This window comes from Spirochaeta isovalerica (assembly GCF_014207565.1).
Taxonomy (GTDB): domain Bacteria; phylum Spirochaetota; class Spirochaetia; order DSM-2461; family DSM-2461; genus Spirochaeta_F; species Spirochaeta_F isovalerica.
Map to the genome: position 1 here is coordinate 69,303 of NZ_JACHGJ010000003.1, position 20,382 is coordinate 89,684.

General features: G+C 48.4%; 17 protein-coding genes. 10 read left to right on the plus strand and 7 right to left on the minus strand.

Features of this window, described 5'->3' with window-relative positions; genetic code table 11:
• The first annotated feature begins 23 nt into the window (after window positions 1-23).
• On the plus strand, window positions 24-1,040 hold the full coding sequence (locus tag HNR50_RS09895; protein ID WP_184746483.1) for an ROK family protein: 1,017 nt from the start codon (window positions 24-26) through the stop codon (window positions 1,038-1,040).
• Between the two features lie 12 nt (window positions 1,041-1,052).
• A complete protein-coding gene (locus HNR50_RS09900) occupies window positions 1,053-1,610 on the plus strand; it encodes a hypothetical protein (protein WP_221439855.1) in 558 nt (185 codons plus the stop codon).
• Here the strand turns inward: HNR50_RS09900 and HNR50_RS09905 are convergent.
• The gene (locus HNR50_RS09905) at window positions 1,607-3,820 is read right to left on the minus strand and encodes a glycoside hydrolase family 31 protein (RefSeq protein ID WP_184746487.1); all 2,214 of its coding nucleotides are present in this window, start codon (window positions 3,818-3,820) and stop codon (window positions 1,607-1,609) included. The genes HNR50_RS09900 and HNR50_RS09905 overlap by 4 nt on opposite strands.
• Window positions 3,821-4,258: 438 nt before the next feature.
• Between HNR50_RS09905 and HNR50_RS09910 the strand changes: the two genes are divergently transcribed.
• Both HNR50_RS09910 and HNR50_RS09915 read left to right on the plus strand, forming a co-directional pair.
• Complete coding sequence (locus HNR50_RS09910) at window positions 4,259-5,755, plus strand: hypothetical protein (RefSeq protein ID WP_184746489.1); 1,497 nt, start codon at window positions 4,259-4,261, stop codon at window positions 5,753-5,755.
• Entirely contained in the window at window positions 5,752-6,342 is a 591-nt protein-coding gene (locus HNR50_RS09915) for a cyclic nucleotide-binding domain-containing protein (RefSeq protein ID WP_184746491.1), read from the plus strand. Before HNR50_RS09910 ends, HNR50_RS09915 begins: the two co-directional genes overlap by 4 nt.
• Here HNR50_RS09915 and HNR50_RS09920 read toward each other — a convergent pair.
• Entirely contained in the window at window positions 6,308-6,991 is a 684-nt protein-coding gene (locus HNR50_RS09920) for a DUF4386 domain-containing protein (protein ID WP_184746493.1), read from the minus strand. The two genes, HNR50_RS09915 and HNR50_RS09920, sit on opposite strands and share 35 nt — an antisense overlap.
• A 173-nt stretch (window positions 6,992-7,164) precedes the next feature.
• Here HNR50_RS09920 and HNR50_RS09925 point away from each other — a divergent pair, with 173 nt between their 5' ends.
• Window positions 7,165-8,310 carry a 30S ribosomal protein S1 gene (locus HNR50_RS09925; RefSeq protein WP_246433975.1) on the plus strand — a complete coding sequence of 382 codons (1,146 nt, stop codon included), beginning with the start codon at window positions 7,165-7,167 and terminating at the stop codon, window positions 8,308-8,310.
• 76 nt (window positions 8,311-8,386) lie between these two features.
• Here the strand turns inward: HNR50_RS09925 and HNR50_RS09930 are convergent, their stop codons facing one another.
• From HNR50_RS09930 to nuoE, 3 genes are read right to left on the minus strand one after another with little or no spacing between them, the layout of a single operon-like run.
• Entirely contained in the window at window positions 8,387-10,156 is a 1,770-nt protein-coding gene (locus HNR50_RS09930; RefSeq protein ID WP_184746495.1) for an NADH-dependent [FeFe] hydrogenase, group A6, read from the minus strand.
• A gap of 12 nt (window positions 10,157-10,168) precedes the next feature.
• The gene (locus tag HNR50_RS09935) at window positions 10,169-11,320 is read right to left on the minus strand and encodes an NADH-ubiquinone oxidoreductase-F iron-sulfur binding region domain-containing protein (protein WP_184746497.1); all 1,152 of its coding nucleotides are present in this window, start codon (window positions 11,318-11,320) and stop codon (window positions 10,169-10,171) included.
• Window positions 11,313-11,798: an NADH-quinone oxidoreductase subunit NuoE gene (gene nuoE, locus HNR50_RS09940; protein WP_184746499.1), complete on the minus strand. Its 486-nt coding sequence runs from the start codon at window positions 11,796-11,798 to the stop codon at window positions 11,313-11,315. Before nuoE ends, HNR50_RS09935 begins: the two co-directional genes overlap by 8 nt.
• Before the next feature lie 231 nt (window positions 11,799-12,029).
• Here nuoE and HNR50_RS09945 point away from each other — a divergent pair, with 231 nt between their 5' ends.
• The 3 genes from HNR50_RS09945 (at window position 12,030) to HNR50_RS09955 (ending at window position 15,195) form a co-directional block, all read left to right on the plus strand.
• Entirely contained in the window at window positions 12,030-12,959 is a 930-nt protein-coding gene (locus HNR50_RS09945) for a GNAT family N-acetyltransferase (RefSeq protein WP_184746501.1), read from the plus strand.
• Window positions 12,960-12,970: 11 nt separating this feature from the next.
• The gene (locus tag HNR50_RS09950) at window positions 12,971-14,035 is read left to right on the plus strand and encodes a serine hydrolase domain-containing protein (RefSeq protein WP_184746503.1); all 1,065 of its coding nucleotides are present in this window, start codon (window positions 12,971-12,973) and stop codon (window positions 14,033-14,035) included.
• A gap of 218 nt (window positions 14,036-14,253) precedes the next feature.
• Window positions 14,254-15,195 (plus strand): AEC family transporter, encoded by a 942-nt coding sequence (locus HNR50_RS09955; RefSeq protein WP_184746505.1) that lies wholly within the window; start codon window positions 14,254-14,256, stop codon window positions 15,193-15,195.
• Here HNR50_RS09955 and HNR50_RS09960 read toward each other — a convergent pair.
• Window positions 15,192-15,833, minus strand: a complete 642-nt coding sequence (locus tag HNR50_RS09960; protein WP_184746506.1) for a J domain-containing protein — start codon at window positions 15,831-15,833, stop codon at window positions 15,192-15,194. The genes HNR50_RS09955 and HNR50_RS09960 overlap by 4 nt on opposite strands.
• A gap of 313 nt (window positions 15,834-16,146) precedes the next feature.
• Between HNR50_RS09960 and HNR50_RS09965 the strand changes: the two genes are divergently transcribed.
• Complete coding sequence (locus HNR50_RS09965; protein ID WP_184746508.1) at window positions 16,147-16,746, plus strand: hypothetical protein; 600 nt, start codon at window positions 16,147-16,149, stop codon at window positions 16,744-16,746.
• An 89-nt stretch (window positions 16,747-16,835) separates the two neighbouring features.
• On the opposite strand, the gene ung is transcribed toward HNR50_RS09965, so the two are convergent.
• Window positions 16,836-17,531, minus strand: a complete 696-nt coding sequence (gene ung / locus HNR50_RS09970; protein ID WP_184746510.1) for a uracil-DNA glycosylase — start codon at window positions 17,529-17,531, stop codon at window positions 16,836-16,838.
• 192 nt (window positions 17,532-17,723) lie between these two features.
• On the opposite strand from ung, the gene HNR50_RS09975 reads away from it, so the two are divergent.
• Window positions 17,724-20,252 carry a sensor domain-containing protein gene (locus HNR50_RS09975; RefSeq protein WP_184746512.1) on the plus strand — a complete coding sequence of 843 codons (2,529 nt, stop codon included), beginning with the start codon at window positions 17,724-17,726 and terminating at the stop codon, window positions 20,250-20,252.
• Window positions 20,253-20,382: the final 130 nt, after the last annotated feature.

Sequence of the window (20,382 nt, forward strand, 5' to 3'; positions counted from 1 at the left end):
ACTTAAGATAAGAGGTGTGGAAAGTGAAGCTGAACACGGAAAAACTCAAGCGGTTCAACACCGATCTCATCCGCTCCGTTCTGAAGGAAGGCGAGGCATTTACCAGAAACGCCCTGGCTTTTGAAACGGGGCTCAGTCTGTCGACCTGTTCCAATATTCTGGCTGAACTGCTCGAAAGCGGCGAAATCGGCCTTTCGGGGCTCGAGGAATCCACAGGGGGACGGCGATCGAGGCTGTACTGTTATAATCATAATTACCGGACGCTGGCTCTGGTTTACCCTTCGCTGGAGAAGGGGGAGATATCTCTTCATCTATCGGTTGTGAATACGGTGGGCAAACCCCTTCTGGAAGAAGTCCGTGTACCGGCGAAAATTGACGGCGATGATCTGATCGAATTAAGCGGAGAGCTCAAGGGCCGCTTTGAAAACCTCTCTGTTTTAAGCTTCGGCATGCCGGCTGTGGTCCGGAGGGGAGTCATCGGTCTCTGCGAGCTGAAGACTTTGAGCGGTTTCGATTTGAAAGGAGTTCTGGAAAGGGAATATGACATAAAGGTCTCTGTGGGGAACGATGTGAACAGCGCCGCTCTGGGGTATCACGATTCCCTTCAATCCGATCATCCCGAAAGCCTGGTATACCTCTATTATCCCGAGGACGGGATCGCCGGCGCGGGGATAATCGTTCACGGCCGCGTTCTCCGGGGGGACAGGGATTTCGCAGGAGAGATTTCCTATCTTCCCCTGGGAACAGCATTGGATAAGCAGGGGAAGATACAGAAGAACCGGAAAAGGTTTACGGAGCATCTGGTCAAAACCATACAATCGGTCAATTGCCTGATCAATCCCGGCGTCATCGTTATCAGCGGCAGGTGGTTCACAGCTGATTTTCAGACAAAACTTGTGGAAAATGTTAAACTGACATCTCCCGAGGGCCAGATCCCGATCATCCAGTTTGAGCCCGACATGGACGACAGTTACAAAAGAGGGCTTTTTCACCGGGGAATGAAGCTTCTGACCTGCGGATTCGAAATGATTGATCTATAACGGAACAAAATGATGAAAGAACTGAAAATCAAACAGCTTTACAGAACCGAGAACTCGAAAATCTGTATCGATATCAAAGTGGAATACTACAGGGAGGTGTTTCATTCCTGGGACTTCTCTCCTTTGCTGAACCGGGACCTCGACGATGACCTGTTCGAGTATCTCGAAGAGTGCACCAGGGAAATTCCCAGAAAATACGCTTTGAAAATCGTCCTCCATCTCCCTGAAAGAGCGAGAGATGAAGAGAAGGAGGAGGTCAATACAACCAGTTTCCGCAATTTCTTTCAGTACAAAATGCGCAAGCGTAGAATATCCCGGAGGAAAACATACGGGAGCGCTCTCCGTTACGCGGTTTACGGAATTGTGTTCATCGGGATCGGCTATATTACCGAGAATCTTGTTGACCGCTTCTCCATTCTGAAAATTCTCAGGGAAGGCGTTTTTATAGGCGGATGGGTCCTCTTCTGGGAGCTTTTCTCCACCATCTTTTTCACTAAAAACGATCTGAACGAATCCATTCATATTCTCAAACGCCTTTCAGAGGCTGAGATCGAGTACCACTATAATTAGAATCCTTTCAAGTCGAAGCTTACTGTTATTCCTTCTTCCAGATAAACAGCCGATTCTCTAAGATCCTTTCCAACGGGGATAATAATGACAATTTCTCTGCTTTCCCGGGCTCCGGAGATCGTCAGCTCTTTCCCTTCCAGAGATATTTCGAGTCTTTCGCCCTCGCCCTCTCTGTATTTTTCCGACCATCCGTCATCGCTGAATATGGTCGCCGAGCTTTTTCCCGTTCCGGGATAGATAAAGAGAGCCTCCCGTCCTTTATCGTTCATGGCAATGACAGATCCCTCTCTTGCAAATACGGGCATCTGCGAAAGACCGAAGGGTTCCTCATGCCAGCCTCCCTCTCTTTCTGACAGGTCGAATAGATTGAGCCAGTTTCCTTCGGGCAGATAGTATTTCCGGCTTTTCTCCTTTGACGCGGCGGCTGTAACCGGGGCCACCAGCAGGCTGTCTCCGAAAAAGTACTCATCTTCGATTCTCCAGGCTTCCCCGTCCCCGGGATATTCCGCAAAGAGGGGGCGCATCATCGGTATTCCCGAGACAGCTGTTTGCCAGGCCGATGAGTAAATGTAGGGGAGCAGACGGTAGCGCCAGTCAATTAGGCCGGAAATAAGGGATTCCGCCTCTTCTCCGCGGCTCCACGGTTCTCTCGGTCCTGTTCCGTGGGCGCGGAATACCGGAGAGAAAAGTCCAAACTGATACCATCGCACCAGCAGCTCAGGGTCCGGTTCTCCTGTAAAGCCGCCCACATCGCTTCCCCAGTAGGAAAAACCCGTAAGGGAAGCATTGAGACCGAGGGGAATCTCATCAGCCAGTCCTTCAAAGCTCGCCGGGACATCGCCCGACCAGTTGGAAACTCCGTATCCGGCGCTTCCCGTATAGCCGCTGCGGCTCAGAATGAAAAGCCTTTCATCGGGATATTCCTCTTTCATGGATCGGTAGATCATTTCCGACCAGGCCCTGTTATAGTAGTTGTGGAACTCATGTTCCTGCAGCCCGTTCATCCTGACTGTCCGCGGCACATTCTCCGGTTCTCCCAGATCGGTCCAGAAACCGTCTATTCCCTGTTCTCTCATGCGGATGTACTGCGAACCCCAGAACTCATCGGCATAATCCGCAAAGGGATTCATAATCGATCCGTCTGCAGAATCGAAACACCACCAGTCCTTCCAGCGCACAGGCTGACCTTCGCTGTTCGTCCCCAGCAAGCCCTGATCGGCCATGACTGAATAGTTCGGAGAATCGGATGTCACATAAGGCTCGCTGATAGTGATCAGCTTGATATCCCTCTCTTCCAGATAGCTGTCCAGCGCTGCCGGATCGGGCCAGTTTTCTTTATCCCAGTCCAGATCCCCCATATGTTTGAACCAGTAGAGATCCAGAACCACAGCGCTGAGGGGAATTTCCCGCTTTTCGAAATCATCGACCAGATCGATAACTTCCTGCTGGTTCCTGTAGCCGTATCTGGATTGAATAAACCCGTAAGCCCAGCGCGGGAGGAGGTTTTGGGAAGAGCTGAATCGGTAGAAATCCGAAACGGCCTGTTCCGGAGTGTCCGCATAACGGTAGATAAACTCAAGCCTTTTTGAACCTGTCGCCGTCTCAAAAAGACCCGATTCCCTTGCGCCGAACCGAACTGTGTCGTAAACATGGCTGTTGTAGTAAAAACTGTCTCCGCCGCTCGAGTAAATCTGGGGAATGAACATATAGGTCTGATCGCCGTATTGCGGATAGTGATAGAGGGAATAGCTGTCATTCCCCTTTATAATGGATTTGGAGGACTGGCCCATTCCGTACATGAGCTCCCCTTCGCCGGTCTGTTTTTCTTCCAGAAGTCTCTTGCCGCTTAATCTGAAAACCGAGGAGAACAGGAACAGGTCATTTCTGTAGATTTGGAATTCTTCATCTGTTTTGTAAATCCTGTATTGTCCCGATGCATAGAACTTCTTCCCCTCATCATCTTTCTCTTCTCGAAAGGGGAGTGTACTGCCATTCGCCCGGAGGAAGAACCGTTTCTCTGCCGAACTCTCTTCAGTCGCCGAGGCCGATACGGTCAGAAAGCCTTCATCGGTTACGCTTATCCCTACCGAAATGGTGTCGCTGACATAAAGAAGCTCATTGTCATCGATTGAGAATCCCGACTTATCGGAAGATTCACAGGAGACGAAGAGCATAAGAGCGATAAATGAAGAAATCAGATATTTTTGCATGAATAAAACCTCCGGTCACGAATATTGTAACGATGGCATATATTTGATGCAAGCGTTTGCATGGGGCTTTTCAGTTTGATATAAATCTTTCACAGCAACTTTTCTTGCTATAAAGATCGCTTATTCTTCTGTTTCTGAATCGGCTAGCAGGCGGAGAATATGATCTATCAGATTGAGCCCTCCCTCCGCGCCATGTCCTGGAATGAAGGTCTGGACGGGAAACCGGTTATAATCGAATAAATAAGATTCAGGGAGCAATGTCTCCGGGACGGGATGTCCACGGCTCCGGCAGATCTCTCCCGCTGATTCCAGTCGTTTGACAGAATATGGGGGATAAGAGAAAAATAAAACCTGTAATAAAGAGAGGGCGCAAGGATTCCATTAGTTCATTATAGAGCATATCTTGCACCGGAGCCGGCCAATTATTAAAATGGGTATATGAGCTCTTTAAATAGAATCATTATTTTTGCTTCTCTTGCCGGATTGCTGATTTCCTGCAAATCTCAGATCCTGCCGGAGGACTCTTCCATCGAATATGCCGGACCTCCGCAGTTCATTCAATCCGGAGGCAATACATATTATATAGATCCCTCGACAGGTAACGATTCCAATAGCGGATTGGACCCTGCAGCGGCTTTTGCAAGTTTTGATCCTGTCAATACTCATACAGTTCCGGCGGGAACGACAATTCTTCTCAAAAGAGGGGAGGTCTTTAAGGGGCCTTTGCATCCCGGCAGCGGCGAAAAGGGAAACTATATAAGATACGGCGCATACGGTGTCGGAGAAAAACCTCTTATCACCGGTGCGGATGAACTGACATCGGGAGGCTCATGGATCGATCAGGGAGCCGGACTCTGGACCTGGTCTGTCCCTTTTGCAGTCGATATCGGTCAGATTTATTTTAACGGCGATGCCGCGACGGGAAGCAAAAAATGGTCTTCCGCAGAGCTCGGTTCCGATGGCGATTTCTTTTTCGACAGGGCTTCAGGACTCCTGACCCTCTATTCATCAGCCGACCCTCTTTCCGCCTACTCATCCATTCTGGCGGCCAGGACCGAGCATATCATCAATTTCAGCGGCAGCTCCTATGTCCTGTTTGAAGACCTTTCTCTTCGCTACGGCGGGGCGCACGGCTTCGGCGGAGGGAACACCGATCATCTGATCATTCAGGATTGCGATTTCGCTTATATCGGCGGAGGATGGCTTGACGGAGCGGGGGAAACGGTCCGGTACGGCAACGGAATCGAGTTCTGGGGCAACGCTTCCAATCATCTTGTCCAACGCAATACTTTTACCGAGATTTACGACACCGCTTTGACAAATCAGAATCACACGAATCAGTCTGTCCAGCATAATATCTATTATATGAACAATATAATCTCCCGCTGCGGACTGGCATCTTTCGAAGTCTGGAACAGGCCCTCATCATCGCAGACGGCCCATATTTATTTTATCCACAATACATCTTATAACCCCGGGTACGGCTGGGGTGCCGAAAGACCCGATCGTAATCACTTTCATATCGCTCTTTTTTATCATGAAGCGGAAACCGACCAAATCGTGATAAAAGGGAACATATTTTATACATCCTCCATTCCTTCCGGATCGGATTACAATTTTCTTCTCTTCGATGAAAATCCCGCAGGCTGGTTTTCCGAAATCCTGCTGGAATCAAATCTCTGGCACGCACCGGCCGGACCTGCTTTCGGAATAAACTACATACTGTACGATAACCTGTCTGAATTCGCCGCAGCTACGGGGAAAGGCGCCGGCGGCTTATGGGGGGAGCCTCTTTTTACGGATAGTTCCACAGGCGATTTTTCTCTGGCGGAAGGGTCCCCCGGAAAAAATCTGGTCCCGGAAACCGAATTCAGGACAAGCGATTTTTTCGGAAATCCTCTTTCCCTGTCCGCTTCAGCCGGAGCCGTCCAGTGAATGGCAGCCTTGAATCGTTTATAAAAGACATGATGCCGGAAATATCTGCCGATCAGTTGAAATCGCTTGCGGACGCCTTGACGGTTGTCGAACATTCCCGGGGAACACTCCTTGTCAGACAGGGAGACATAGCGGAAGACTGCTTCTTCGTTCTGAAAGGATGTCTGAGGCTCTTTCATGTTGATGAAGAGGGGAGCGAGCACACGGCCGAACTGTATACGGAACTCCAGTCGCTGACAATTTTCGAAAGCTACAAAGAGGGAAAGCCTTCACCTTATTCGGTAGAATGCGTGGAGGATACCCTGCTTCTTGAAGGGGATCTGGAGAATGAAGAGGAGATGAATAGAAAATTCCCCTTCCTTCAGGATATCGTCCGGTCAGCTCTGGAATCCAATTTGTCTTCTGGTCAGATGGATATGGCTCTTTTCCGGGCTTCCAGTCCCGAGCGGCGCTATCTCCAGCTCCTGGAAAAACGCCCCGGCCTGGCCGGCCGTGTGCCGCAGCATCAGCTTGCCAGCTACCTGGGGATAACGCCCGAATCATTGAGCCGGCTCAAGAAACGGCTTTACGACCGGAAAAAGCAATGATAAGCAGCCACAGTGCCAGCAGTAATTCAGCCGAGGCCATGGGAACGGAAAGAATCTTTTCCAGAAGAACCGCCATGGTTTCAAATTGCGGTCCGCTGTTATAAAGCATGTGAATCAGGCTGTAGGCCGGTCCGGCGATAATAAGAAGAATAGACAGAAAAAGGGGAACAAACCGGCTTTTGAATGCCAGAACGGCCAGCAGCGTCAGATGAACTCCGAAAACAATCAGGCCGATCGACCATATCCGGCTGAAGAGACTCATGTTTTCATAGGCGACTTCCGGGTTTAAAGACCTTAGAAGAAAGATGATGGCTGTTGCCAGAAGGGCACTGTAGATCAGCCGGAGAAGAGCGGCGCTTAGACTCAGTCCTCTTCCTGCCGGTTTGAAGAAACTGTACAGTTTTACCGAAACGATAATATCGGTGAGAAGGATCACAACCCAGAGGGCAATTTCCGCCTGAAGAAGGGCGGGGTTCGATTGAACGGCCAGGCCGGTCGCTTCGCTGTCGCCGGAAATAAACAGCTGCCCGTGAATGGCTCCATAGGCAATCCCGGCAGATACAGCCATGATTATAAGACTGATTCCTGTCCATAGTGCCGCTCTCTTCTGCCCGTTATCAAAAATATATTTCTGTTTATTCGATTTCATGTTAAACACTCCTGTTTTTCTCAATGTTGAGTTCAATATACAGGATTGAAAATGTAACGGCATTGACGAAAGTTAAGAATGCCTTTTTCCAGTCAATTGATGTAATCCTCAGGAAAAGGTATGCTTATGGTCGCACATCTTTTTTTGTTAAATAATCGGGAGGTTTTATATATATGGAAAATATGGAAAATGAAGATTTCGCGACGATGTTCGAGAACAGCTATTCCGACATGGAAACCCTTGAGCCGGGACAGCAGATTGAGACGACAGTAATCTCAATTGCAGGAGAGACTGTCTTTCTCCAGCTCAGCGGGAAAAGCGAAGGTGTTCTGGATGCGGGCGAGGTTACAGACAAAGAGGGGAATCTCACAGTACAAGAAGGCGATCCCATTACAGCTTACTTTCTCTCTTCCCGCAATGGCGAGATGCGTTTCACCACAAAAATCAGCGGTGAAGAGGCCAATGACGAAGTCCTTGAAAACGCCTACCGCAACGCCATCCCCGTGGAAGGTCTGGTCCAGAAAGAGATCAAAGGCGGCTTCGAAGTTAAAATCGGTAACTCCAGAGCTTTCTGCCCCTATTCCCAGATGGGCCTTAAAAGGGTTGAAAATGCTGCTGAGTATGTAGGGCAGCACCTTACTTTCAAAATTACCGAATTCGGAGAAAAAGGCCGGAATATTCTGGTTTCCAACAGAGTCATCCTCGAAGAGGAACGGCAGCAGCAGATCGAAGAGTTGAAAAAAGAACTCAAGAAGGGATCAGTCATAAAAGCCACTGTTCTCTCTCTTCAGGATTTCGGGGCATTTGTCGATGTCCGCGGTTTCCAGGCCCTCCTACCCATTTCCGAGATCAGCCGGACGAGAATCAACGATATTTCAGCCGTGCTTTCGGTAGGACAGGAGATAGAAGCGGCCATTATCAGCGTCGATTGGGAAAAAGAGCGTATGTCTGTTTCCATGAAAGAGCTGATTGCCGATCCCTGGGATACGGCTGTCGATAAATACAGACCGGGTACCCGTCATGAAGGTAAAGTCGTGAGGATTACCGATTTCGGTGCTTTCGTGACTCTGGAGCCGGGTCTGGACGGATTGGTTCACGTTTCAGAGCTCAAAGGGGAATCGAGAGACAATCATCCCCGGGATATTGTCAAGAAAGGTCAGACTCTGGCCGTTGAAATCAATTCCGTTGATACGGACAGGAAAAGAATCTCTCTCAAACAGGTTTCTTCTCTGAAAGAGGATGAATCGGTTAAGAAATATATGGAGAGCGATTCCGACACTTACAACCCCTTTGCGGATTTCTTTAAAGATAAAAAGTAAGACACTGTCCCTTTGAATCAGGGCTGTAAAAAAGCTTCCGGCACAAATCAGTGCCATGTCTTTTTTACAGCCTTTTTCATTTGGAACGACGGACGTAACCGGTATGGAGCAGATGGTGAGATGTTTCGCTTCCCGGCTCCTTGAGAAAAACCCTGTACAGTTCCTGCAGTTCCGGATTCTCGTGGGATTTCCGCACGGACATGGCCATATCTTCCGAGTAAACCGCATCCATTCTCTTCTGCCGTATTTCAGGCGTTGTCGGAATCGGCTGTCCGCCTCCGCCCAGACATCCGCCCGGGCAGGCCATTATTTCAATAAAGTGGTAGAACGATTTTCCCTCATCGACGGATCTGAGCACTTTCCTGGCGTTCCCCAGGCCATGAGCCACGGCGACTTTTAGTTCAACATTGTTCAGGAATGACCACTCGCTGAGCGGATTTTCGATCGTAATGGAAGCTTCTTTTACGCCGTCCATACCCCTGACCGGTGAAATATTCAGATCCTCGAAGGGGACGTCTCGGCCCGTTACGAGTTCGTAGGCCGTGCGCAGAGCGGCTTCCATAACTCCGCCCGTCGCTCCGAACAGAGCCGCGGCACCTGTGCTGCTGCCCAGAAGAGTGTCATAGGCTGAATCTGCCAGAGTCATGAATTCCAGTCCTGACTGTTCTATCATCAGGGCCAGTTCCCGCGTTGTCAGCACATAGTCCACATCCTGGTATCCGCTGTCCCGCATTTCCGGTCTCTGGGCTTCAAATTTTTTGGCCGTACAGGGCATAATCGAAACAACCACCAGCTTTGCCGGGTCGATTGAAGCCTGCTCGGCATAATAGGTTTTCGCCAGGGCTCCGAACATCTGCTGGGGAGATTTGCACGTCGACAGATTATTCAGCATATGGGGGAACTCATGCTCTATGTATTTGATCCATCCGGGGGAACAGGAGGTCAGCATGGGGAGCGGGATATTATCTCCATCGACCACTTTTTTCTTAAGTCTCGTCAACAGCTCCGTCCCTTCTTCAACGATGGTCAGATCGGCGGTGAAGTCCGTGTCGAAAACGGCATCGAAGCCGATTCTCTTCAACGCGGTGACCAGTTTCCCCGTTACTCTTTCTCCGGGAGCAAAGCCCAGGTATTCTCCAAGGGCAACCCTTACGGCCGGGGCTGTCTGTACCACAACCGTTTTCTCACCGTCATCGAGCGCTTCCCATACTTTTTCTATATAGCTGTTTTCCGTCAGCGCTCCGGTTGGGCACCGGTTGACGCACTGTCCGCAGTTGGTGCAGACGACCTGATCCAGAGGGTAATCCAGAAAAGTGGAAATACGCAGATCAGCACCGCGATTCACGACGGCCAGCGCCGAGACGCCCTGGATTTCCACGCATGTCCTGACACATCTCTGGCAGCGGATGCACTTGCTGTCGTCTTTATGAATAGCCGGAGAGGATATGTCCGGCAGATAGTTCTTTTTCAGATCAATAAAAGGATTTTCCGTCAATGCGTACTCCCTCGCAAGGTCCTGAAGCTCGCAATGGCTGTTTTTATAGCAGTGCAGACAGTCTGTATTGTGCTCCGAAATTAAGAGATTGATAATATCCTGCCTTGCTTTCCGCACTTTCCTCGAGTTCGTATGGACCACCATACCCTCCAATGCATAGGTGCTGCAAGATGCCTGGAGAGTCCGCATCCCCTCAACTTCCACAAGGCATACTCTGCAGTTTCCGGCGAGACAGAGATCATCGTGATAGCAGAGGGTAGGGATTTTTATATTGATCATCCGGGCCGCTTTCAGCAGGGTTGTTTCTTCAGGCACTTCGAGGGTCCGATTGTCCATTGTAAAGGTAATCATAATCGCTTTCTCCTAATAGACTATTTCTTCTGTGAAATGTTCGGTTATGGATTTGAACGGATGGGCTACCGATTGGCCCAGGCCGCATTTGGCGCTGATTTCCATCATCCCGGCAAGCCCGTTAAGCCGTTTGAGATAGGAGGAAGGCTTTTCAGATGCCTTAACGGCTTCCAATCCTTTCAGAAGCTGCTGACAGCCGACCCGGCAGGGAGTGCACTGGCCGCAAGACTCTTCGCAGAAAAACTCCAGATATCCTTTCAGTATATTGTACATGGAGCGGCTGGAGTTAAAGAGCATCATCGATCCGCCTGTGGGTATTCCCTCAAAACCGATAATCGTTTCGGTGAACAGTTTTCTCGGCACGCAGTACCCCGAAGAGCCCCCCACCTGTACAGCCTTGGTATCACCGTCTCCGAAATCCCTGACGAAATCCTCCAGGTTCATTCCCATTTCCAGTTCATAGATTCCCGGTTTGGGAGTATCGCCGGAGACGCAGAATATTTTGGCTCCCCTTGAATCCTTTGTTCCGAGATTGTGGAATTCCTCCGGTCCGTGCTCGATAATGATGGTGGTGTAAACAAATGTCTCGACATTATTAATAATTGTGGGGAAGTCCAGGTATCCTTTATCGACGGGGTAGGGAGGCTTGTTTCTCGCTTCTCCCCGTTTCCCCTCCATGGATTCCAGAAGGGCTGTTTCCTCTCCGCAGATATAGGCGCCGCTGCCCATGCGCATTTCTATGGGAAAGGAAAGCTTCCGCGGTTCTATAAGCTTCTGGAACCGATCGATTTCCTTCTCTATGTGGCTGATCATGTAGGAGTACTCGTGTCTGAGATAAATGAACCCCCGGTCGGCTCCGACAGCTATGGCACAGACCATCATTCCCGTTAATACCTTGAGAGCCTGTTCTTCCAGAATTTCCCGGTCTTTGAAGGTTCCCGGTTCACCTTCGTCGGCGTTGCAGATGATTATTTTGGACTTGCCCGGTGCTTCGGCTACAGCGTTCCATTTCCGGCCGGTTGGGAAACCGGCCCCTCCGCGGCCCCGAAGACCCGAGTATTCAATCGCATCCAGTATGGATGCGGAACCCATGGACAAAGCCCTGTCCAGTATGGCTCCGTAATCGCTTTCGGTAAACATCAGGTTTATTTTCCTGCTAAGCATCTCTTTCCTCCTCGGCGATGGCAAGCCATTCATTCAGGGCCTCTGCAGTTTTTTCGGGAGTGAGTTCCGTATACACTTTTTCGTTGATGAGCATAGCCGGGCTTTTATGACACCAACCCATGCAGTTGATATGCTGCAGGGTGAACAAGCCGTCGGGAGTTGTTTCTCCCATCTTGATTCTCAGCCTTTTTTCGAGGGTTTCCGCAACGGCTTTTCTGCCGCTGCTGTCACAACTGACGGATTTGCAGATGCGGATCGTATACCGTCCTGTCGGACCGGTATTGAGAAAACTGTAGAATGTGGCCACTCCGTAGACTTCAGCGGCCGAGATGTCCAGCGCCGCTGCGATCTGCTTCATCGCGGATTCCGATAAATAATTCTGTTCCTTGACGACATCCTGGAGGATAGGCAGCAGCTTCTCCCTGGCTGGGCCGTGCTTTCTGATGATTTGCTGAACGTGAAGTTGGGTTTGAGTCATTTTCATTCTCCTATAACAAGGAGCTGAAACAGTTCTTTTCAAAGACGGGAAGAGACAAAATATGAACATCTTCAGTTCCGTAGATTGCTCTTTTCATTAATTCTAAGCCTTCAGCATTTTATAAACCACAAAAAGAGAGAATTTTATCGATATTATTTTGAAGTTTTCCTGTCCGATCTGTATTATTATGAGTGTGAATTTCCCGAAATCCGGTATTACAGAGGTCTGAACGTGAAAATCGATAGAATCCCAAGCCATTATCTGCCCCATGCCATACTCTATCTGGCCGATGAGGATGATCAGCAGATTGCAAAATACAAAGATTCGGCTTTATGGTGGGCAGCCCGGATCGATGGAGAAGTTGTAGGGACGATCGGCCTTCTGGAATTGAGTACTGATCAGGCGGAAATTGTCTCCGTAGCTGTCGGGGAAAAATATCAGAACCGCCATATCGGTTCGCAGCTGGTGGAAACCGCCATAGCTTATGCCAAAGAGAAAGGCTTCAGAGATGTTCTGATCAAAACGGGGAACTGCGGATTATCCCAGATCGGACTCTATCAGAAATGCGGTTTCCGGATCGATTCTGTAAAGAGAAATTATTTCCTCGGAAAATATGAAAATTCGATCTATGAGAATGGAATACGCTGCTGCGATCAGGTCGTAATGAATTACCGGATCTACAGCGAAGCGGAACGGGAGAGAATTATCTCCGGTTACTGGGACAGGTTTTTATTGTCGAATCCCCTCTATAAAGGAAGCCCCTATGACGTGTGGAATTTCTGCTATGGGGAATATCTGCCCAATCTGCTGATAGGACTGGTTAAAACCGGCGCTAAAACAGGCACTTCATCGGCTCTGGAGCTCTATAAGCCGGAGGAAAAGGTACCTGAAGCGGGCGATCTCTCCATCATTACCTATGGAAACGGATTGCCCGGCTGCATAGTTGAAATAACTGAAACCAGAGTGAAGAAGTTCAGCGAAATAAATGCCGATGAAGCCCGGTGGGAAGGGGAGGGCGACCTGTCTCTTCAGTTCTGGCGGGAGGTCCACAGGGATTTTTTCTCAATGGAATACAAAGAGGAAGGACAGGTTTTTCATGAAGATATCCCGGTTCTTTACGAGCGGTTCACAGTTATCTATGATGAAGACCTGAAATCCTGAAGGAGGCGATTTTGACATTAATAGATAATATCAGAGACAAAGCGGGTGAAATAAACTTCTCCGGAATGGTTCTGGTTCGCGATGGTCAGAATCCTCTCTACAGGGAAGCCTTCGGTTATGCGGACCGGAGCAACAGGATTCCCAATAGGGAAAAGACCCGTTTCGCCATAGCTTCGGGAACAAAAACATTCACTGCCGCCGGTATTTTCCGGCTGATAGACCGGGGAAAACTGACTCTGGATACACCTTTGCACAGTGTTGTTAAAGAAGACTTTCCCCTGATTGATAAGGCCGTGACCATAGACAGCCTCTTAAGCCATAGATCGGGAATATACGATTATCTCGATGAAGAGCTGATAGATGATTATGACGGATTTGAGCTTGCGGTACCCAATCACAAGCTTTACGGTCCCCGGGATTATATTCCCATGCTTCACGGGGATATGAAATTTCCGCCGGGCGAAAGATTCTCCTACAGCAATTCCGGATATATTCTGCTGGCTCTGGTCATAGAAACACTATCGGGACAATCCTTTTCCGGATTTATTGAAGAGGAGGTTTTCAAACCGGCGGGGATGAACCATTCGGGCTTTTTCGAAATGAATCGTTTACCCGGCGATACGGCTTATGGGTATATTGATGATAATAAGGACTGGAAAACCAATATTTTCGATGTGCCTGTAAAAGGCTGCGGCGACGGCGGAGCCTTTACGACTGCCGAAGATCTGAGCCTTTTCTGGTTCGGCCTGATGAAAGGATCGCTTTTATCGGAGCATTCCCTGGCCTGTATGACGGAAAAGGTCTCTTCTGTCAAACCGGAGACCGGGTACGGAAGAGGACTCTGGATCGGCTTTGACCGGGAGAAATATCTCTATATGGAAGGCTGTGATGCTGGCGTATCCTGTCTTTCCGTCTATTATTCAGATGCCCGTTATTTTACTGTGCTGTCCAATACGACGACCGGGGCTTATCCATTGAGAACACTTATTCATGAGCAATTGAAGTCCAGACCGGCAAGTAAAAAACGCGATTACAGAAAATCAAGTTCGAAATCGATGAACGGGACAGGGATATGATTTCTGTTTTTGATAATATTGAGTCTGCCAGTTTTCCTTTCGCCGCAAAAAAATACCTTTACACCAAAAGACTGGATTCGCAGATATGATGCTTCTTATTCTTCTCGGTTATGTTCTGACCATTTTTACACTTCTTTTCATTCTTCTTCTCATTTCCAGAATGAAATAAGACATCGGCAATTCTTGACATTCCCCATCAAGTCCTCAATAGTGTAAATATGTTCAATACACTATCCCGATTTATTCCTCTTTTTCTCATTATGTTTGTCGGTTACATCCTGCGCCGCCGCGATATCCTCACTGATGCGGTCGTCGCCGGTCTCAAGAAGATCGTCGTCACGACTGCCCTGCCGTCAGTCCTTTTTCTGTCCTTTCTGACAATGACTATCGAGGCTAAGGCTCTCTGGCTTTTCTCCGGAACCTTTATCCTCTGCATACTCCTCTATCTGTTCGGTATATTTTTAAACAGGACAAAGCTCTGCGCCTATCCGCTGTCGCCTTTCTTTTTTACAGGGTTCGAGTTCGGCATGGTGGGGATCGCCCTCTTTTCCGGGATATTCGGAGTGGAAAACCTTCATTACATACTGCTTATAGGTCTGGGGCACGAGTTTTTCATCTGGTTTTTCTATGCGCCGCTTCTCGAATCGAAAGAGAAGGGGACCGTGGATGCAAAGCTGATCATCCTCAACTTTTTCAAATCACCGATTATTATCGCCATACTGACAGCCATACTGCTCAATCTGACCGGACTCTACGATATGGTGTCAGATAAAGCTCCGGCTCTACTCATTCAGGAAACTCTTGAAATGCTGGCTGCCATCGTTACGCCGCTGATTCTTCTGGTTCTGGGATCGAATCTCCAGTTCAGCACCATCCCCTTTAAAAAGGGATTTCACCTTATAGCCTTCCGCTTCCTGGGAGTCCTTATCGGAGCGACAGCATTGGCGTTCTTTACCAACCGCTTCGTCATGCCGGTGAATTCGATGATGCTCTACGCTTTTATCACCTTTTTCCTGCTGCCTCCGCCCTTCATCATTCCCGTTTTTCTCGGGGAAAGGCATCGGGAAGAGAGCCGGTTCTACAACAGCATCCTGATTCTGGCTACGCTGGTGACTCTGGCGGTTTTTCCTTTGGTTCTCACATTCCTGGGGATTTTCTAGTCAGTAAAATAGTCTTTTGCCCATTTCACTTTGATGAAATACCGGGAGTTTCCTCCCCTATCGGGATGATATTCCTTGCTCAACTCCCGGTACTGCCTGTTCACTGTTTCTGCTGAAGGCTTTCTGTATTCCGGATCCGGTTCCCAGCGCAATGCCATGGCCGCTCCCAGATATTCCACTTTTTTCAGAGGCAGATGTTCGTATTCGACCGCCAGTTTATCCAGATAAGCATCGAAGAAATCCATCCAGTCTCCATGGGTGAACTTACCGTATTCATCAGTTCTCTTTTTTGTGGCCGGAAGAAAGGTTTTTCTGTAAACCGGACAGCTGTCGCGCCCGGTCATCTGTTTCTCCAGCCGCGAGCAGAGTGTGAAAATGACCTTGATAAAAGCGGGAAGGCGGGAAAGTCCCTTTCGGATATACTCCTGCCGCTCCAGCTTCCGGTTTTCCCTTTCTGTCAGATAGTCCCTTTTGATCAGGAAGAAGAGGGGAAAGAAGGGATTTTTCGGAAACCGGTAGGTCCGGTAGAAATTCTCCAGATGCTCCGGTCGAATAATCGCATTGTGAAGCAGGGAATAACAGCGTTTGTTAAAGCGCAGTTTCAGCAGTTTAGGCTCGCTGCTCAGATAGCTGACCATCAGCGGCCAGCGCTCATCTTTTCTCAGAGCTTTTGGCTGTTTATCCAGGAGATAATTTATTGAGTATATCGACCGGCCTTCGGGACGTCGCCGCTTTACTTTGCGCTTCGAACGGGCAGGGTAATGGTGAATTCGCAGCCTTGATCCTCCAGGTTACCTTATGATGGGTCTCCGTAATATTATTTTATTATACCGCAGCTGATCGTGAGTCCCAATCCCCTATTTTTTTGTATAAAAGCGGGATTTCCCGGGGCTTTTTCATAGACATCATTCTTTTCTAAGGACTGGGACTTATATTGCCGAATTTATAATCATGATACAGAATGCCCTCTATGCGATTAAAAGTTTCTTCTATCAATTCTCAAAGTCCGAGCTGATTCTCGTCATTACGGCGGCAGCAGCTGTTCTCATTGCCTTGATTGCTCTTTTTACAGCTTTGGGGCTATTCAGGAAAAACCGGAAAACGGCTGATATCAGACGCATGCTGGTCATTCTTCAGTCTCTCGACCTGCTGTATTACAGCCTGGACAAGCATGTTCACGCCTGGAAAGCCGCAAAAAGCGACGGGCAGAGTGCCGAAGCCCAGAAATTCTGGCGGTTTACAGATCTGACCGAGCTTGTGACCCGGCTCCAGGAGCTTAAAGTCCTTTCGAAAGTATATATGAAGAAAACTGTTCATCTGGAAATAGAAGCTCTTCTCGAATTCCTGGGAGAACTTATCCTCATTTCCTACAGGGGAGAAGACCACTCGGGCAGGCGCTACAGAGTGACGGAAATTCTCTCGACAGATAATTTTGATTTAAAACTCAATGAGATTATAATGAATGTATCGAGAGGAGTGAGATTCAGAAATAAAAAAGCGGTCGAAAAGGAAGCTGTTCAGTCTCTCATTCTTAAGACCTATCTCAAATAAACTCCTCCCGCCGGAGGAGTTTTGTCCCGTTTCTTTTATTCTGTAGTTCCGAAAAAGTCCTATAGCATTTTGAAAAAGTATTTCGCGAATTAGAGATCAGCCTGTTCCGGCAGCTGCCATTGAACTGGTTTCTGTCCTGTCTTTTCCAGATATTCATTGGTTCGGGAAAAAGGACGGCTGCCGAAAAATCCCCTGTAGGAGGAAAGCGGGGAGGGATGGGGGCTCTCTATTACAAAGTGCCTGTCCTTCCGGATAAAACTTCCTTTCTTTCTGGCATAGGATCCCCAGAGTATGAAAACGAGATTTTTTCTTCTCTCCTCCAGCTCTCTGATGACACGGTCAGTTAACTGTTCCCAACCGCGGCCCTGATGGGACCCCGCCTTCCGGGCTTCCACTGTCAGAACGGCATTGAGCAATAGAATCCCCTGATCGGCCCAGCTGTTGAGGCATCCGTGAGCAGGAGGTTTTAATCCAAGATCGCTTTCCATTTCCTTGTAGATGTTGACCAGGCTCGGGGGAGGAGCCACACCGGGCTGAACGGAGAAACAAAGCCCGTGGGCCTGACCGGGGCCATGATAGGGATCCTGTCCCAGAATCACGACTTTCACTTTGTCAAAGGGCGTCCTGTCCATAGCCGAGAAGATCTGCTGTCCCGGTGGAAAGATGGTCTTTCCCTGCTTTTTCTCTTCCAGCAGGAAACGGCGAAGATCTGTCATGTAGGGTTTTTCAAATTCATCGGCCATAACGGCCTGCCAGCTTTCGTGCAGCTTGATATCTCTTTTCATGAGCTTAATATTATCATACATGGGAGATTTTTTAACATCCTGAAAAATTATGTCTGATGGGTTGTTCGTTTCAGCTTTAATCTGTCGAATCTTCAGGAGTCAGTTTCCTCCCGGCCCGTTTTTTATTTTCCTCTCTTGAGAATAGTGACTCTATAAATTACTGTTTATAACAGTAAAGGACTAAATAACAGAATGACCGCTTTTACTCCGGATAGTAAAATTCTCAATGACATTTTTAATAACACGCCCGTTGGAATGTGCATAACGAACGGGAATGGGCTTTACGATTTTGTAAATAGGGCTTATTGCCGGATTTACGGGTATGAAGCCGAAGAACTCATCGGCCGCTCTTTCCTGACCGTTGTCCCGGAAGACCAACACAAATTGCTGGAAGATCTTCACAATGATTTTCTGAAAAACGGGGTAGAAGTTCACGGGGAATGGGAGGTCGTCGACAAAAAAGGGCGGGTTCTCTCCATCATAGCCGATGCCCTCAGGGTGTTCGGCAGCGACGGGAATGCCAGGAAAGTCACTTTTGTTATCGATATTACCGAGCTGAAATCGACGGCGGAAAAGCTTCAGGAAAGTAAAGATTTTCTGACTCGGAAAGTATCGGAGAAAACATCAGAATTGAATGAGATCATCGATCATCTGAAAAATCAGGTGGAACAGCTGTACCGAACGGAAAGTAAGCTCCTGAACATTCGGAAAAACCTGCAGGATGCTCAGAGGCTGGCCAGACTGGGCAGCTGGGAATGGATTATAGAGCAAAACAGGATTGAATGGTCTGATGAAACATTCCGTATCTTCGGACTGGATCCCGATCTTTTTGAAGCCACACTGGAAGCATATTTACAGTCTGTTCACCCCGATGACAGGCAAATGCTGTCAAGTCTTATTGAAAAAACTCTGAAGGAAAAAGAATCCTATACAATAGAGCACAGGGTCGTTCACTCCGACGGAACTGAATTGACTGTTCAGGGTATGGGACAGGTGGAAGTCGATGAATCGGGAAAACCTGTCAGATTTTACGGAACCGTTCAGGATATTACGGATAAAGTCGAAACTGACAGACAAATACGGCGCTTGACCAGAGTCCTTCAGGAAAGCTCCAGTATCATTATCATAACCGATGCTGATCGTGTCATCGAATATGTCAACTCTCGCTTTGAAGAGGTCACGGGGTACAGGCCCGATCAGGCGATAGGTCAGAAAGCCTATCTCTTTACCAGCTATGACAGAACCAGAAGCGATTCTCTGGAGATCTGGAACACCATCTCCACAGGGAACAGCTGGAGAGGCCGTTTTAAAAACCGCAGGATGAACGGTGAATATTTCTGGGTCGAGGCAACCATCTCTCCGATTCAGGATGAGACGGGAAAAATCACCAATTACCTGGCTATTGAAGATGATATTACCTCCATGCTGAAAGCGGAGGAACAGGCAAAGTACCTTACAACTTTCGATAAGACAACGGGTCTCTATAACCGCAGCTCGATAATCGGAATTCTGGAAAAAAAGATAGTTAAGAAGTCTCCTTTCTCTTTGCTGATGATCGATATCGATGATTTCCGGTTAATTAATGAAAATTATGGACTCCGAGTCGGAGACCTGTATTTACAGGCTGTGGTTAAAACTGTGAAAGGAATTGCCGAGAATTGCTGTTCCGGAAAATATCATTTCGGCAGACTGGGTGAAGATGATCTTCTGCTCATTCTTCCGGAAATTCATAAGGAAATTGGAAACGAAATCAACTCGGCCGTTGAAACTCTCAGAGTCGGAACGGAATCCGTGGAGTCGACAGTCAGCATAGGAGTGGCCGGCTTCCCTGAAGAGGGGGAAGAGGTTAAAGACCTTTTGACTAAACTGGATATTGCTCTCTACAGAGCGAAGGAGAAAGGCAAGAACCAGTGTCATCATTACACTTCTGATGATGACCGGTTGTCGGAAATCCACACTCGTTTTTCTCTGCGCCGGCGTATTCTCGATGCACTTGAAGAGGATCGTTTCGTCATCTGGTTCCAGCCCATATTGAACCTGGAGAGCAATCAGGTTCACCACTTCGAAGTTCTGGTCAGGATGAAAGAGAAAGATGGATCCATAGCCCTGCCGGGATCGTTTATACCCGCTGCCGAATCTTTCGGACTTGTCGGGAGCATTGACAGGATCGTCGCGCAGAAAGCCATAGCCTATCAGGCCTTTCTCGCTGGAAAGGGGATTCATATTTCTCTGTCCATGAATCTTTCGGGAAAGGATCTTGCCGATGAAAAACTCCTCGGTTTTCTGAAGAATGAAGTTCAGGAAAGCGGCGCCGATCCGGAGAAAATTGTTTTTGAAATTACGGAGACAGCCGCGATTGAGGATCTTCCCAGAGCCGTGGAGTTCATTGCCAATCTTAAAGAGCTGGGCTGTAAATTTTCCCTGGATGATTTCGGTGTCGGCTTTACGTCCTTTGTCTATTTAAGGGATCTGAAAGTGGATTTTATTAAAATCGACGGCGCTTTTGTCCGCTCGCTCTCCAGAAATAAAGACGACCGGACCATCGTCAAGGCTGTCTCCCTGGTCGCAAGGGATATGGGCATAAAGTCTATTGCTGAATTTGTCCAGACCGAAGCGGACAAGAAAATCCTCAAAGACCTGGGAGTCGATTTTGTTCAGGGGTACCTGATCGGAAAACCCGATCCTTCACCCCTTAACGTGCTGGGAATTGAACTGGTATAGAGTTCCTTCTCTGGAGATCTTTTCCGGGATTGTCATGAATTCAGTTACTGTGCCTGAAAAATTCCTATCGATATACGGGTTGTCAATAAGTTCGTACATCCGGCATTAATTAGTGCCAAATCGATATATT